We start from the raw sequence: 13,567 nt of genomic DNA on the forward strand, positions 1-13,567 counted from the left end.
ATCCCGCACGAAATTATTCACTGACCGGACAAACTTCACCATTCACAAGACAATATAGCTGTTTGTCAACAGCCTCATTATCGGTATCCCCACACCGTGAGCAGCAGCGCCTGCAACGCCTGCGCGACATCATCGGTCAATACCGATTCGTCAGGGTGATGGCTAATGCCGCCCTTGCAGCGCATAAATAGCATCCCCACCGGCCAACGTTCGGCGATGGCGATGGCGTCATGGCCGGCGCCGCTGGGTAACGACAGGTTGTCGCCCTGCACCTGCATCACCGCCGCCGACAGCCGCTGTTGCAATGCGTCATCGCAGCGGGTGGCGGCAATGCGGTAATACTCTTCGGCGCTAAAAGCGCAATGGCGTTGCATGGCGATATCCTGCGCCAGCGTCAGCAACCGTTGCAGCAGCGCATCCAGCGGTTTATCGTCCGGCCCGCGAATATCCAGCGTCAACCTCACTTCACCGGGAATCACGTTGGCCGCGCCGGGCAGGCACTGCAACGTACCGAAGGTCGCCACCAGATAAGGATCGCTATCGCGCGTCATCTGCTCCGCCTGGGTCATCCAGGCGGCGGCGGCGGCCAGCGCATCCTGACGTTGCGACATCGGCACGGTTCCCGCATGACCGGCGTGACCGGTAAAGGTGCAGTTCAGCCGCCGGGCGCCGTTAATGGCCGTGACCACGCCCAACGCCAGTCCAGCCTGTTCCAGACACGGACCTTGTTCGATGTGCAATTCCAGATAGGCCAGAATATCCGCCGCCGGTCGCGCCGCCTGAGTGATAGCCTCCGGGTCCAGCCCGGCCTGCGTCAGCGCCTGCGCCACGGTCACGCCGTTGGCGTCCGGGCGTGACAGCCAGCCGTCGGGCCAGGTGCCGGTCAATCCGCGGCTGCCCAGCAACGTGACGTCAAAACGGGTGCCCTCTTCATCGCCAAAACCGACCACCTCCAGCGCCACCGGCAGGCGAATACCGTGCTGATGCAGGAATGACACAGTTTCAATCGCCGCCAGCACCCCCAACATGCCGTCGTAACGCCCGGCGTTACGCACGGTGTCGAGGTGCGAGCCCAGCAGCAGCGCCGGTGCGCCCGGCGTGCTACCTTCATAGCGCCCACAAATATTGCCCACGCTATCCTGCCACACGCGCATTCCGGCTTCGCGCATCCACTCGCCGGTTTGCTGGTTGGCCTGCAAATGCTGCGGCGACAGATAAACGCGCGTCAGTTGGCCGTGGGTTTCACTGATGGTCGCCAGTTGATCGCAACGCGTCATCACCCGTCGGGCCGCCGCCTGCGCATTGAAATCCGTCATCACGCTGTCCATCAGCACCTCGCTCATGTCGGCGCCTGCGCGGCATCATACACATTCCAGGCGGCTTGCAACGCCGCCCCCTGAACGGAGCGGAACCCCAGCCGGTTCAATACCGCTTCCAGCGCGGTCAACGTTTGCATCACGCAGTCTTTACGCGCGTTGTAGCCCATGGTGCCGATACGCCAAATCTTGCCCTGCAACGGCCCAAACGAGGTGCCGATCTCGATGGCGAAATCCTCCAGCAGCAGCTTGCGCACCTGCTCACCGTGAATACCCGACGGGATCACCACGCCCAGCACATTACTCATTTTGTTGGCGATGTCGCCGTAGGGCTGCAATCCCATGCCTTCAATGCCGGCCAACAGCGCCTTGCCGTGCAACTGGTGACGGGCGATACAGCTATCCAGCCCTTCTTCCAGAATGATGCGGGCGCACTCACGAGAAGCGAACAACATGCTGGTGGCTTCGGTATGGTGGTTCAACCGCTCCGGTCCCCAGTAATCCATGATCATGCCGAGGTCGAAGTAGTTGGAGTAAATCATCTCGTCGTCACCGTCCTGATGGTCGGTGGTGCGGATCCCCTGCTCCACGCATTTGCGCTGGCGAATCACCGCTTCCATACGCGAGCTGAGCGTCACCGGCGAGCTGCCGGACGGGCCGCCCAGGCATTTCTGCAACCCGGCCGAGACCGCATCCAGCCCCCAGGCATCGGTTTCCAGCGGGTTGCCGCCGAACGAGGCGGTGGCATCGGTATAAAACAGCACGTCATGGCGACGGCAGATCTCCCCGAGTTCCGCCAGCGGTTGCAGCATCGTCGTGGAGGTATCGCCTTGTACGGTAAGCAGCAGGCGCGGTTTTACCCGCTTGATGGCGTCTTCTATCTGATCCGGCGTGAACACTTCGCCCCACGGCACCTCGATGGTGTGGACATCGGCGCGGCAGCGGCGGGCAATCTCGCACAGCAGGTGGCCGAAACGACCAAATACCGGCACCAGCACCCGGTCGCCGGGGCGGATCGCCGAAACCAGAATGGCCTCAATGCCGGCGCGGGAGGTGCCGTCCACCAGCATGGTCCAGCGGTTGTCGGTACGGAACAGTTGGCGATACAGCGCCATCACCTGATTCATGTACCCGGTCATCGCCGGGTCATACTGTCCGACCAGTTGGCTGGCCATCGCGCGCAGTACGCGCGGGTCGGCATTGATCGGGCCGGGCCCCATGAGCAAACGATGGGGCGGATTGATCTGTGCAAACAGGTCGTTAGGCATGTGATGAACTCCTGATGTCCTTAAAGCATAAAAATCGTAATAGCCGATGCCGCTTACGGCGCTACAGCCGTACCGAGGCGATAAACTGTTTCAGTTCGGCGGTCTGCGGGTTGGCGAACAGCACATCGCCGCTCCCCTGCTCCCACACGGTGCCTTGATGCATAAACACCACCCGGTCGCCCACTTCGCGGGCGAAATTCATCTCGTGGGTGACCAGAATCAGCGTCATGCCTTCCGCCGCCAGTTGCTCCAGCACCTTCAGCACTTCACCGACCAGCTCCGGGTCCAGCGCCGAAGTGATCTCATCGCACAGCAGCACTTTCGGGTTCATCGCCAGCGCGCGGGCGATCGCCACCCGCTGCTGTTGGCCGCCGGACAGATTCGACGGGTAGTAATCGATACGTTCGCCCAGCCCGACCTTCTCCAGCATCTTCATGCCCAGCTCACGGCACTCGGCGGCGCTTTTCCCCAGCACCAGTTTGGGTGCCAGCATCACGTTTTCCAGCGCGGTCATATGCGGGAACAGGTTGAAGTTCTGGAAGATCATGCCGACGGAACGGCTGATTTCCCGCGCCTGCGAATCACGGTCGGTCACGGTCATGCCGCCCAGCTTGATGCTGCCGTCCTGATAGCCTTCCAGCCCGTTGATACAGCGCAACAGGGTGCTTTTGCCGGAACCGCTGCGACCGATGATGGAGATAACCTCGCCGGCATCAATATCCAGATCCACCCCTTTCAGCACGTGGTTCTGGCCGTAGTATTTATGAACCTGATTAATGGTGATGAGCGGCATTGAATTTCTTCTCCAGATAACGGCTGTAGTACGACAGCGGGTAACACAGCAGGAAATAGCCCAGCGCCACCAGCCCGAACACCTTAAATGGCTGGTATGTCACGTTATTGAGCATGGTGCCGGCTTTGGTCAGCTCGACGAAACCGATGATTGACGCCAGCGCGGTGCCTTTGATCACCTGCACCGAAAACCCTACCGTCGGCGCAATGGCAATGCGCATCGCCTGAGGCGCAATCACCCGGGTCAACGTCTGTGTGAAGGTCAACCCCAGACAACGACAGGCTTCCCATTGCCCTTTCGGCAACGCCTGCACGCTGCCGTGCCAGATATCCACCAGAAATGCGCTGGTAAACAGCGTCAGCGCCAGGGCGGCGGCCGTCCACGGGCTGACGTCGATACCGAACAATCCCAGCCCGAAAAACGCCAGAAACAGCTGCATCAGCAGCGGCGTGCCCTGAAATACATCGGCGTATAGCCGGGTCAGACGCATCGGCCAACGACGTTTGGTCAGCCGCAGCAGCAGCAACGGCAACGTCACCACGGCGCCGCCGAAAAACGCCGCCAGCGACAACAGCACCGTCCAGCGCCCGGCCAGCAGCAGGTTGCGCACAATATCCCAGTCAGTAAATGTCATCATCAGCGCGGTGTCCCCAGAAAGCGTCGCCCGGCCAGCAACAGCAGTTGACGCATCAGCATCGACAGCACCAGATAGCAGAGCGTGGTCACCAGATACACCTCAAAACTGAGGAAAGTCCGTGACTGAATTAAGTTGGCGGCAAAGGTCAGCTCTTCAAACGACACCTGCGACACCACGGATGAACCGAGCATCACGATGATGCACTGGCTGACCAGCGCCGGATAAATCCGTTGCAGCGCGGGCGGCAAAATCACCCGCGTAAAAGTCTGAGCGCGCGACAACCCCAGCACTCGCGCAGCCTCCCACTGGCCTTTCGGCGTCACCTGGATGCCGGCACGAATAATCTCCGTGCTGTAAGCGCCCAGATTCACCAACATCGCCAGCAGGGCGGCCTGCCCAGCGGTGAGTTTGAGCCCCAACCCCGGCAGACCGAACACGATGAAAAACAGTTGCACCACAAACGGCGTATTGCGGATAAGCTCGACGTACAAGCCCCACAAGCGGCTGACGAAGGTCGGCTTACCGCTGCGTAATGCCGCACCGCAAATGCCGATGGCAATCCCGCCGAGCGTCGCCATCGTCGTCAGTTGCACGGTGACCCACAAGCCGGCCAGTAACTCCGGCCAGTATGGCCACAGCGCCGCGAAATGAAGCTGATAAGTCATGGCGTATCCTTAGGCGCCCAAATTGGCCGGCAGCGGCGCTTTCAGCCATTTTTCGGACAGGCCGTTGAGCGTGTTGTCCTTAAGCGCTTTTTCAATCAGCTCGTTCACTTTCGCCTTCAGCGCAGGCTCGTCCTTTTTCAGGCCGATGTAGCAGGGCGAATCTTTCAGCATGAATTTGGCGACCGGCGCTTTCGCCGGGTTCTTCTCGGCAATCGCCGCCACCACCAGGTTGCCGGTGGCGATATACTGCACCTGACCGGACATATAAGCCGACAGCGTGGTGTTGTTGTCTTCATAGCGCTTGATGTCGGCGGTTTTGGGCGCAGTCTCGGTCAGCACCATGTCTTCCACCGCACCGCGGGTCACGCCGACGGTTTTACCTTGCAACGCCTCCGGCGCGCCGACATCCGTCTCTTTCGGGCCGAACACCCCCAGGAAGAACGGCGCGTAGGCGCTGCTGAAGTCGATCACTTTTTCACGTTCCGCATTTTTACCCAGGCTGGAAATCACCAGATCGACCTTGTCGGTCTGCAAATACGGCACACGGTTGGCGCTGGTCACCGGCACTAGCTGCAACTTTAGTTTCATCTCATCGGCCAGGTAGCGGGCCATGTCGATGTCGTAGCCCTGCGGCTGCAAATCGGTGCCGACCGAACCAAACGGCGGGAAGTCTTGCGGCACCGCAACACGCAGTACGCCGCGCTTCTGGATATCCTGCCATTGATCCGCCATCGCTTGTCCTGCCTGAGCCATCAACAGCGCTGCGCCAACTACTGCCAAAACACGTTTTCCGATCTTCATTGCTGTGCCCCCGGTTAAATTAATTTGAAACCAAAGATTCTTCAATAAAAATATTGAAACCTTTGTTGCAGATTAAAAAGCAAAATGTATGCCAGATAATCCGCCGATATTGTGTAGCGACGGGCAAAGGGCAACAACGGTGGATTCAGGGAATCACAGGAAGAGGGAGGATGCAGCGAGGCGCCCGACGTTCAGTCCGCAGCGCACAATGACAGAGCATTAAAACGGGAATCGATTGCACCAAAAAAGGACATTTGCACCAGTAAGACGCGTGGTTAGCGCTGCTCCAGCTCGTCCAGTTGCAGATAAAGATCGGCGATATCGTGAATACGCTGACGCCCTTCCGCCAGCATCTGGTGCAGCAGCGCGTTGCTGATCAGATTGACCAGACTCATGGCGCCGGCGTAGCTGTCAAACGCTGATACGCTGTCCAGCGGCGCGGTCAGCGACCAGGAGACCAGCGTCGGCAGCGTATGCACTTGCGGTTCGCACAGCAGCAACACCGGAATCCGGCGGGCGTGCAGTTGCTGCAACAATGGCAGAATCAGGCGCGGGCGGCGGCGAAACGCCACCACCACCACCACATCCCGCTCGTCGAGATCCGCCAGTTCTTCCGCCAGCGTCTGGCCGGGTTGCGCCAGCAACGGCACCTGCGGGCGGATTTGCAACAGTTGCTGGCGCAGGTGCAATGCCACCGGGTAGCTGTTGCGCAGCCCGAGAATACACACGCGCCGGGCCTGTTGTAGCGCGGCGATCACCGCGCCGAACTGCTGCGGATCGATCTGGTTGACCCACTGCGTCAGGTTGGCCATCTCCTGCTTGTAATGACGCGCCAGCAGCGTGTTGCCCTGCACCGCGTCCCGGTTATCGGTCAACGGCATCCCGCTCTGGCGCAGGGTGCGCAGCTCATCACGCATTTCGCGGTAGCTGGGGTAGCCGAGGCGGCGGAACAGACGGCTGACCGTAGCCTTGGAAACGCCGCTCAGCCGCGCCAGCTCGGCGCTGTTATAGCTGATAAGGTCGTCCAGATGGTCGAAGATAAACTCCGCCACCCGCTGCTCTTGCGGCGACAGTTCGCTGTACCGGCTGCGCAACCGTTCGTCAATCTGCTTCATGCCTGCCCTTGTCATTGTTTAAAAAACATAAGTTTGGAAACGATAAGTGTGAAGACGATAAGTGTGAAGACGGTAAGTTTGAACGTTGTCAGTTTGAACGCTGTAAGTTTGAACGCTGTAACTTTTGTTTCATCTTTTCGACGTTATGATGAACATAGCATACAACCGTCGGTCGGCAGCAAGCAGAAAAGATGGAACGGCTTTTGCTTAGCATCGACCACCCTACAGTCTACTAAGAGCCTTATCCTCATGATGCAAAGTCATATCGCCCCGTCGGGCATGGCGGTCACACCGCATCATCTTGCCAGCGCCAGCGCGCAGCGTGTTTTGCGTGCCGGCGGCAATGCCATTGAAGCGATGGTGGCCGCTGCCGCAGCGATAGCCGTGGTTTACCCGCATATGAACGGTCTGGGCGGCGATGGTTTCTGGTTGATCGTACCGCCGCAAGGCGCCCCGATAGCCATCGACGCCAGCGGTGCCGCCGGTTCGCTGGCGACCCGCGCTCGCTACGCCGGTGAAAGCCGTATTCCTCACCGTGGCCCCAACGCCGCGCTGACCGTCGCCGGGACGGTAGGCGGATGGCAGGAGGCGCTGGATTACGCCGCTGAACTGGATCTGGCTGCGCCCTTACCGCTGGCGCAGCTAGTGGAAGACGCCATTCACTATGCGCGCCACGGCATACCGGTCACCCAGTCGCAAGAAGATGCGCTGACCAGCCGCCAGCACGAACTGCGCGATTTCCCCGAATTCTGCCGGGTCTTTATGCCGCAGGGTGCAATCCCCCGTACCGGCAGCCGTTTCACCCAGCCGGATCTGGCCGATACCCTGCAACAACTGGCGCAAGACGGGCTGGATAGCTTTTATCGCGGCGCGCTGGCGGAACGCATGGCGAAACAGATGGCGGAACTGGGCCTGCCGGTCACCGCCGGCGACCTGGCGGATTACCGCGCCCGCCGCACCACGCCGCTGGTGCTGAAACACAGCAAAGGCGAAGTGTTTAACCTGGCGCCGCCGACGCAAGGGCTGGTATCGCTGGCGATTCTGGGGATTACCGACAGGCTGGGGATGGCGGATTTGAGCGACAGCCAGACCATTCACCGCATAGTGGAAGCCACCAAACTGGCGTTTGGGCTACGCGACCAATACATCACCGACCCGAAACTGATCACCCAGGATATTCAGGCGCTGCTGTCTGATACCCCGCTGCAACAGCTCGCCGCCCGTGTAGACACCCGCACGGCCGCCCCCTGGGGGCAAGGCAAAGGGCCGGGCGATACCGTCTGGATGGGCGTGTGCGATCGCCACGGGGTGTCGGTCTCGTTCATTCAGAGTATTTATCACGAATTCGGCAGCGGCATAGTGCTGCCGGGCACCGGCGTGCTGTGGCAAAACCGCGGCGCTTCTTTCAGCCTGGACCCGGCCCACTTGCTGGCGTTGGAACCGGGCAAACAACCCTTCCACACGCTCAACCCGGCGGCGGCGCGTTTGTCTGACGGGCGCACGATGGTCTACGGCTCAATGGGCGGCGACGGCCAGCCACAGACGCAGGCCGCGCTGTTCATTCGTCATGTTATGCAAGGCGTGCCGTTACAGCAGGCGATTACGGCGCCGCGTTGGTTGCTGGGGCGAACCTGGGGGCAGTCGTCCGATACGCTGAAACTGGAAGACCGTTTCACGCCGGCCACCGTCGATGCGTTGCGTACTCTCGGCCACGATGTGGAACTGCTCACCGGATTTAGCGAAACCGTCGGCCACGCCGGCGCTATTGTCCGCCACGTCAACGGTATGCTGGAAGGCGCCAGCGATCCGCGCAGCAACGGCAGCGCGGTCGGCTATTAACTTTTCAACCCTAAGGTGCTGATTATGAAAAACAGGGATATCGATCAGGACACGCTGGCCGCGTACCTGCAACAAATGGAAGTCCTGATGGGGCTGGAATTGGACGACACCCGCCGTCAGGAATTGCACGTCCAGTTCAGCCGCATCGCCGCGATGGCGCAGCCGTTGATGGCGTTCCCGTTGGATGAGCGTCAGGAAGTAGCGGGGGTCTACCGGCCATGAATCCCGCACAACTGTCTATTCGCTCGTTGCAGGCTGAACTGGCGGCCGGCCACCTTTCCGCCACCGACATTGCCCGCGACACGCTGGCGCGCATCGAACAGCACAACCCGGCCGTCAATGCTTATACCGCCGTCACGGCACAACGTATGCTGACGGAAGCCAACGGCGTGGACCTCAAACGCCGGTTAGGTGAGCCGTTGCCCGCGCTGGCGGGCGTACCCTATGCGGTAAAAAACCTGTTTGATGTCGCCGGCGAAACGACCCTTGCCGGCGCCAAGCTGTTCAGCCGACGCCCGGCAGCCGCTCAGGATGCATTTGCGGTGCGCCAGCTACAAGCACAGGGGGCGTTGCTCTCCGGATTGCTGAATATGGATGCCTACGCCTACGGCTTTACCACCGAGAACAGCCACTACGGTGCTACCCGCAACCCACACGATCTAACACGCATCGCCGGCGGCTCGTCCGGCGGCTCGGCGGCGGCGGTAGCGGCCGGTTTGGTGAATTTCTCGTTGGGCAGCGACACCAATGGGTCGATCCGCGTTCCCGCTTCGTTGTGCGGTATCTTCGGGCTGAAGCCGACGTTTGGGCGGTTATCGCGTCAGGGAACCCAGCCGTTTGTCGGCAGCCTCGATCACATCGGCCCGCTGGCGCGTAGCGTAGACGATCTGGCGCTGGTGTATGACGTACTGCAAGGCCGCGATCCGGCCGATCGGTTTCAGGCGGATCAACCACTGCGATCCACGGTGCCTTCACTGGCGGACGCCGCGCCGCTGCGCAGCCGGGTACTGGGGGGTTACTTCGCGCAATGGTGCGATGAACAGGCCACCGCCGCAGTGCAGCAAGTCGCGGATGCCTTAAACGCCGACCATGATGTGATACTGGATAATGCCGCGCTGGCGCGTACTGCAGCGTTTATTCTTTCCGCCAGCGAAGGCGGCAATCAGTACCTGCCGGCGCTGCGCGACGCACCGGATCAATTTGAACCGCTTTCGCGTGAACGACTGTTGGCCGGCGCGATGATCCCCGCCGCCTGGTATGTGCAGGCCCAGCGTTTCCGCGATCATTTCCGCCGGGAAGTGCTGGCGCTGTTCAACGATACCGATCTGCTGATTGCCCCGGCAACGCCCTGCCCGGCCACGCCGATCGGTCAGGAAACCATGCGTATCAACCACACCGATTTACCGATCCGCGCCAGCATGGGCATGTTAACCCAGCCGATTTCGTTCGTCGGCCTGCCGGTGGTCACCGTGCCGTTGGCAACCGCCGGCGGGCTGCCGATCGGCGTACAGTTAATCGCCGCGCCGTGGCGGGAGGACGTGGCGCTGCGCGCCGCCTGGCATCTTGAACAGCAGGGCATCGCGCAGGCGCTGCCGCCCACGACGTTTCACCCACAAGGACTTTCCGCATGACACCTGAGAACACACAGTCTGACATTAATATTCCCGAGGTACTGGCCGAGGTCACCGGCGCCTTTTACCGCTATGAAAAGGCGCTGACCGGCAACGATGTTGACGTGCTGGACCAATTGTTCTGGCACGATGAACGCACCGTGCGTTACGGCGCTTCTGAAAACCTGTACGGCATTGATCAGATCCGCGAATTTCGCGCCGCCCGCCCGTCAGCCGGGTTGGACAGGCAGTTGCACAACACCGTGATCACCACCTACGGCCACGACACGGCGGTCGCCAGTACCGAGTTTCGCCGTGAAGGCAGCGAGAAAATCGGCCGCCAGATGCAAACCTGGCGGCGTACCGAGCAAGGCTGGCGCATCGTAGCGGCCCATGTGAGCCTGATGGTGTAACGGTTACGGCATCCATGTCGGATAGCCGCTAGCATGTCGGATAACCGCTCGCTTTACCGGCTATCCGATTGCCCGCCAGAGGTGGGAGCGGTCGAGAGGATCTCGGCAAGTAATGACGGCGATACCGGAATAAGCCCCATCTTCAGCCCAAAAGGCTTAAACACTTTGTTGATAATATCCGCCGTATAATTGCCCTTGCCGTTCTCTATTTCGGACAAGGTCTTGCGTGATACCCCCACCAGACTGGCGTAAGCCTCCTGCCGAAGGCCCAACACGTTAAGACGCAATTCTCTGAGTGCGTTTCCCTGCGAGATCTCGCCGAACATCATCCTGCGGATAATGTTTTGCATGGCAAACCGCCGCTCGCTGGTATTGAGTGGTCGGGAGTTTTTTGATGCCCTCACTTTTGTGATATCCACGGTCTCGGTTACCACAGCAACGGATGACGACTGCAAATACGTCTGCGCTACACTGCGCTCCTGCATACGCTGACGTAGCTTGCGTATGGTTGCCTGAACATCCTGCGCACCGGCGTAGTTATCGTTATTATTGCGGTTCTGACTCATAACAACCCCCAGCGCTGTAACTTTTCAGGAAGGTAATCAAACCCGATAGAGGGCAAAGTGATGACCGATTCGGGCACACCGCGCCGCTGAAGCCGCGTTTTCAGACCAACTAATTGCGTGGCGGTCTGCTGTAATTTTGCCATCAACAATTCTGGCGGAAGAATGTCGGAAAACAACTGCGCGATCCGCTCAAACTGATAATCACCGCCTACCTCCAGCGGCTCTGGCCATTTGGTCGTTCTGGCAATGCCTGCCGGGTCCGCTTTCATCGGCGCAAAATCATAAATCGGCGCCAGCCGAATCCCCCGCTCGTCCCTAAGGAAAGCAGTATTGCGGCCGTGGTTATCACTGTTGCCAAACGCAATGTTCAACAGATCACGTCGTATCCACTCGATCACGAACGCCGCTGAATCAAACGGTTTTCCCTCAACACTGACCATGTGGCTGGCAGCGATTTTGGCGATCAGTGTGCGAATCGTGCGATCATGGCGCAGCGCACTGCCCGGCCCGGCTCGCAGCAGAGAATACACCGACTCCATACCATAACGCTTCACACGCCCCTCACCAGGGAATTCGATATCAAAGCGCGGTAGCCAAAGCGACGGATAATGCCGCCCTTCTTCCAGACGCATCCCTGCCAGCGGGATCGTCAAGAACCCCATCTCTGTCAGTTCATGATAATAATGAAATTCAGCTCGCAGGATATCGCAGTCAATCTCGCTACGTTTCCCGCGAGGAAACTTCACCAGATAAGCGGTATCGCAACAATCGAGGTCATCCTGCCAGGTATCGATCCATACCTCATCATCGGCATTGCACCGCAATAGCAGTTTGGGTGCCTCGCCGCCTGCACCTGTAGCACCGCCAGCCGCAGCACCACGCTGCTGTGCATAATCCAGAAAATCGCTGGCCCGATTCTTCACATCCTCCACGCTGAAAAATCGGGTGGTGCCGTTATGCTGTTCAGGAATTGACTCTTTGATACGCAAGTGACCAACCGGAGCAATGGTGGCGTGACGCAGCAAGATGTAATCTTGCAACTGTGTCGGCAACCCGGAGAGATCAAGATGATCAATCCAATATTGTCGGCTAGCTCCGGCCGGAATGATGTCATCCAGAAAACGCATCCACCCAGGCTCGCCGCCATCGTCAAAGAAGATCCGCACCGGATAATTGACGGAAACCGCGTGGTGGTCATCGCAATCCATATAGTCAATGCCATAATCGGACGCATAATCCAGCCGGGTTAGCAGATAATTATCCCGGTAGCTCTCGGGAAAACCGATCTCGGCAATATCCTGCCACGCATTGTCGATAAACGCCTGTACGGTCAGTCTCTCCATAGCCCCTCCGATCTCATTACGCGTAATATAGCACACGTAAAACACCAAAAAGACCATTAACATCACCAAAAAGTTACATTAACTTGCCACCACGCTTTTAACGTTACCTTTATGTATCAAAAACTCTGCCCATTGATAATGAAACCTATACGTTTCACAAAATACAAAAAAGCCAGGCAATGAAACCTATAGGTAACATTGTCTGGCGAATACCCGTAACCCCTAACGGCGCGATGAGTGCCTTATTGCGTCAGGCCCGATACGGATGTGTACGATACCAGTGCTCGGCGATATCCTGACGACGACATACCCACACTCGCTCGTGCTGCTGGATATAATCCAGGAACCGCTGTAGCGCCCGAAAACGCCCCGGCCGCCCCAACAGACGACAGTGCATACCAATCGACATCATTTTCGGTGCTTCTTCCCCTTCGGCGTACAGCACATCGAAGCTGTCCTTCAGATAACTGAAAAACTGCTCGCCGCTGTTGAAACCCTGCGGTGAAGCGAAACGCATGTCGTTGGCGTCCAGCGTGTAGGGAACGATCAGATGCGGTTTCAGCTCGCCGCTTGCCCGTTTTACCGGCAACCAGAATGGCAGATCGTCGCCGTAGTAGTCGCTGTCATACAGAAAACCGCCCTGTTCCAGCACCAGTTGCCGGGTGTGCGGGCTGTCACGCCCGGTGTACCAGCCCAGCGGCGGTCTGCCGAACAGGTCGGTGTGCACCGCAATAGCTTGCTGTAAATGCGCCCGTTCGGTGTCGATATCCATATTCTGGTAGTGAATCCAACGCCAGCCGTGGCTGACCACGTCGTAGTCCGCTGCCCGGATAGCTTCGACCACCGCCGGGTTACGCGCCAACGCCATCGCCACGCCAAACACTGTCAGCGGCAGGCCACGGCGCTGAAATTCCTGGTGAATACGCCAGAAACCGGCACGAGAACCGTATTCATAGAGCGAGTCCATCGACATATGCCGCGCCGGGTAACTGGCGGCGCCGATGATATCGGACAGAAACTGCTCGGAACCGGCGTCGCCGTGCAGCACATGGTTTTCCGCCCCTTCTTCGTAATTCAGCACAAACTGTACCGCGATGCGCGCCTGCCCGGGCCAGCGAGCGTGCGGCGGTTGACCGGCATAACCGATCAGATCGCGCGGGTAGTCAGGATCTGAACCCCACTGCTGAGAGAGTGTCATGGT

At 59.3% G+C, this 13,567-nt stretch carries 14 protein-coding genes; 4 read left to right on the forward strand and 10 right to left on the reverse strand.

The annotated features are described in order from the left end of the window. Positions 1 to 77: 77 nt before the first annotated feature. From hpxK to FDP13_RS20455, 7 genes are all read right to left on the reverse strand, one after another. Positions 78 to 1,343, reverse strand: coding sequence for an allantoate amidohydrolase (gene hpxK / locus FDP13_RS20425; RefSeq protein WP_143840296.1), 1,266 nt, complete (start codon positions 1,341 to 1,343; stop codon positions 78 to 80). Beyond that, entirely contained in the window at positions 1,340 to 2,584 is a 1,245-nt protein-coding gene (locus FDP13_RS20430; RefSeq protein ID WP_012768639.1) for an alanine--glyoxylate aminotransferase family protein, read from the reverse strand. The genes hpxK and FDP13_RS20430 overlap by 4 nt, the downstream gene beginning before the upstream one ends. A gap of 61 nt (positions 2,585 to 2,645) precedes the next feature. Further along, positions 2,646 to 3,377: an amino acid ABC transporter ATP-binding protein gene (locus tag FDP13_RS20435; RefSeq protein ID WP_143840297.1), complete on the reverse strand. Its 732-nt coding sequence runs from the start codon at positions 3,375 to 3,377 to the stop codon at positions 2,646 to 2,648. After that, positions 3,358 to 4,011 carry an amino acid ABC transporter permease gene (locus FDP13_RS20440; protein WP_304506146.1) on the reverse strand — a complete coding sequence of 218 codons (654 nt, stop codon included), beginning with the start codon at positions 4,009 to 4,011 and terminating at the stop codon, positions 3,358 to 3,360. Before FDP13_RS20440 ends, FDP13_RS20435 begins: the two co-directional genes overlap by 20 nt. A 2-nt stretch (positions 4,012 to 4,013) precedes the next feature. Beyond that, the gene (locus FDP13_RS20445) at positions 4,014 to 4,679 is read right to left on the reverse strand and encodes an amino acid ABC transporter permease (protein ID WP_012768636.1); all 666 of its coding nucleotides are present in this window, start codon (positions 4,677 to 4,679) and stop codon (positions 4,014 to 4,016) included. 9 nt (positions 4,680 to 4,688) lie between these two features. Next, positions 4,689 to 5,480: a transporter substrate-binding domain-containing protein gene (locus FDP13_RS20450; RefSeq protein ID WP_081639002.1), complete on the reverse strand. Its 792-nt coding sequence runs from the start codon at positions 5,478 to 5,480 to the stop codon at positions 4,689 to 4,691. Positions 5,481 to 5,755: 275 nt separating this feature from the next. Then, positions 5,756 to 6,595, reverse strand: coding sequence for a MurR/RpiR family transcriptional regulator (locus FDP13_RS20455; protein WP_143840299.1), 840 nt, complete (start codon positions 6,593 to 6,595; stop codon positions 5,756 to 5,758). 249 nt (positions 6,596 to 6,844) lie between these two features. On the opposite strand from FDP13_RS20455, the gene FDP13_RS20460 reads away from it, so the two are divergent. The 4 genes from FDP13_RS20460 to hpxZ are packed head-to-tail and all read left to right on the forward strand — an operon-like array spanning position 6,845 to position 10,457. Beyond that, positions 6,845 to 8,434, forward strand: a complete 1,590-nt coding sequence (locus FDP13_RS20460) for a gamma-glutamyltransferase family protein (protein ID WP_143840300.1) — start codon at positions 6,845 to 6,847, stop codon at positions 8,432 to 8,434. Between the two features lie 24 nt (positions 8,435 to 8,458). Further along, complete coding sequence (hpxX, locus tag FDP13_RS20465; RefSeq protein ID WP_012768632.1) at positions 8,459 to 8,656, forward strand: oxalurate catabolism protein HpxX; 198 nt, start codon at positions 8,459 to 8,461, stop codon at positions 8,654 to 8,656. After that, a complete protein-coding gene (locus tag FDP13_RS20470; RefSeq protein ID WP_143840301.1) occupies positions 8,653 to 10,065 on the forward strand; it encodes an AtzE family amidohydrolase in 1,413 nt (470 codons plus the stop codon). Before hpxX ends, FDP13_RS20470 begins: the two co-directional genes overlap by 4 nt. Then, positions 10,062 to 10,457 (forward strand): oxalurate catabolism protein HpxZ, encoded by a 396-nt coding sequence (gene hpxZ, locus FDP13_RS20475; protein WP_143840302.1) that lies wholly within the window; start codon positions 10,062 to 10,064, stop codon positions 10,455 to 10,457. The genes FDP13_RS20470 and hpxZ overlap by 4 nt, the downstream gene beginning before the upstream one ends. A 53-nt stretch (positions 10,458 to 10,510) precedes the next feature. On the opposite strand, the gene FDP13_RS20480 is transcribed toward hpxZ, so the two are convergent. The 3 genes from FDP13_RS20480 to puuE form a co-directional block, all read right to left on the reverse strand. Next, the gene (locus FDP13_RS20480; protein WP_012768629.1) at positions 10,511 to 11,023 is read right to left on the reverse strand and encodes a helix-turn-helix transcriptional regulator; all 513 of its coding nucleotides are present in this window, start codon (positions 11,021 to 11,023) and stop codon (positions 10,511 to 10,513) included. Beyond that, a complete protein-coding gene (locus tag FDP13_RS20485) occupies positions 11,020 to 12,366 on the reverse strand; it encodes a type II toxin-antitoxin system HipA family toxin (RefSeq protein WP_143840303.1) in 1,347 nt (448 codons plus the stop codon). Before FDP13_RS20485 ends, FDP13_RS20480 begins: the two co-directional genes overlap by 4 nt. Positions 12,367 to 12,616: 250 nt before the next feature. Next, the gene (puuE, locus tag FDP13_RS20490) at positions 12,617 to 13,564 is read right to left on the reverse strand and encodes an allantoinase PuuE (protein ID WP_143840304.1); all 948 of its coding nucleotides are present in this window, start codon (positions 13,562 to 13,564) and stop codon (positions 12,617 to 12,619) included. Positions 13,565 to 13,567: the final 3 nt, after the last annotated feature.

Source organism: Dickeya sp. ws52 (assembly GCF_007210685.1).
GTDB lineage: Bacteria > Pseudomonadota > Gammaproteobacteria > Enterobacterales > Enterobacteriaceae > Dickeya > Dickeya chrysanthemi.

Bases quoted from the DNA above. Each gene is read 5' to 3' on its own strand.
- hpxK (WP_143840296.1), bottom strand. From the start codon at position 1,343: ATGAGCGAGGTGCTGATGGACAGCGTGATGACGGATTTCAATGCGCAG.
- FDP13_RS20430 (WP_012768639.1), bottom strand. From the start codon at position 2,584: ATGCCTAACGACCTGTTTGCACAGATCAATCCGCCCCATCGTTTGCTC.
- FDP13_RS20435 (WP_143840297.1), bottom strand. From the start codon at position 3,377: ATGCCGCTCATCACCATTAATCAGGTTCATAAATACTACGGCCAGAAC.
- FDP13_RS20440 (WP_304506146.1), bottom strand. From the start codon at position 4,011: ATGACATTTACTGACTGGGATATTGTGCGCAACCTGCTGCTGGCCGGG.
- FDP13_RS20445 (WP_012768636.1), bottom strand. From the start codon at position 4,679: ATGACTTATCAGCTTCATTTCGCGGCGCTGTGGCCATACTGGCCGGAG.
- FDP13_RS20450 (WP_081639002.1), bottom strand. From the start codon at position 5,480: ATGAAGATCGGAAAACGTGTTTTGGCAGTAGTTGGCGCAGCGCTGTTG.
- FDP13_RS20455 (WP_143840299.1), bottom strand. From the start codon at position 6,595: ATGAAGCAGATTGACGAACGGTTGCGCAGCCGGTACAGCGAACTGTCG.
- FDP13_RS20460 (WP_143840300.1), top strand. From the start codon at position 6,845: ATGATGCAAAGTCATATCGCCCCGTCGGGCATGGCGGTCACACCGCAT.
- hpxX (WP_012768632.1), top strand. From the start codon at position 8,459: ATGAAAAACAGGGATATCGATCAGGACACGCTGGCCGCGTACCTGCAA.
- FDP13_RS20470 (WP_143840301.1), top strand. From the start codon at position 8,653: ATGAATCCCGCACAACTGTCTATTCGCTCGTTGCAGGCTGAACTGGCG.
- hpxZ (WP_143840302.1), top strand. From the start codon at position 10,062: ATGACACCTGAGAACACACAGTCTGACATTAATATTCCCGAGGTACTG.
- FDP13_RS20480 (WP_012768629.1), bottom strand. From the start codon at position 11,023: ATGAGTCAGAACCGCAATAATAACGATAACTACGCCGGTGCGCAGGAT.
- FDP13_RS20485 (WP_143840303.1), bottom strand. From the start codon at position 12,366: ATGGAGAGACTGACCGTACAGGCGTTTATCGACAATGCGTGGCAGGAT.
- puuE (WP_143840304.1), bottom strand. From the start codon at position 13,564: ATGACACTCTCTCAGCAGTGGGGTTCAGATCCTGACTACCCGCGCGAT.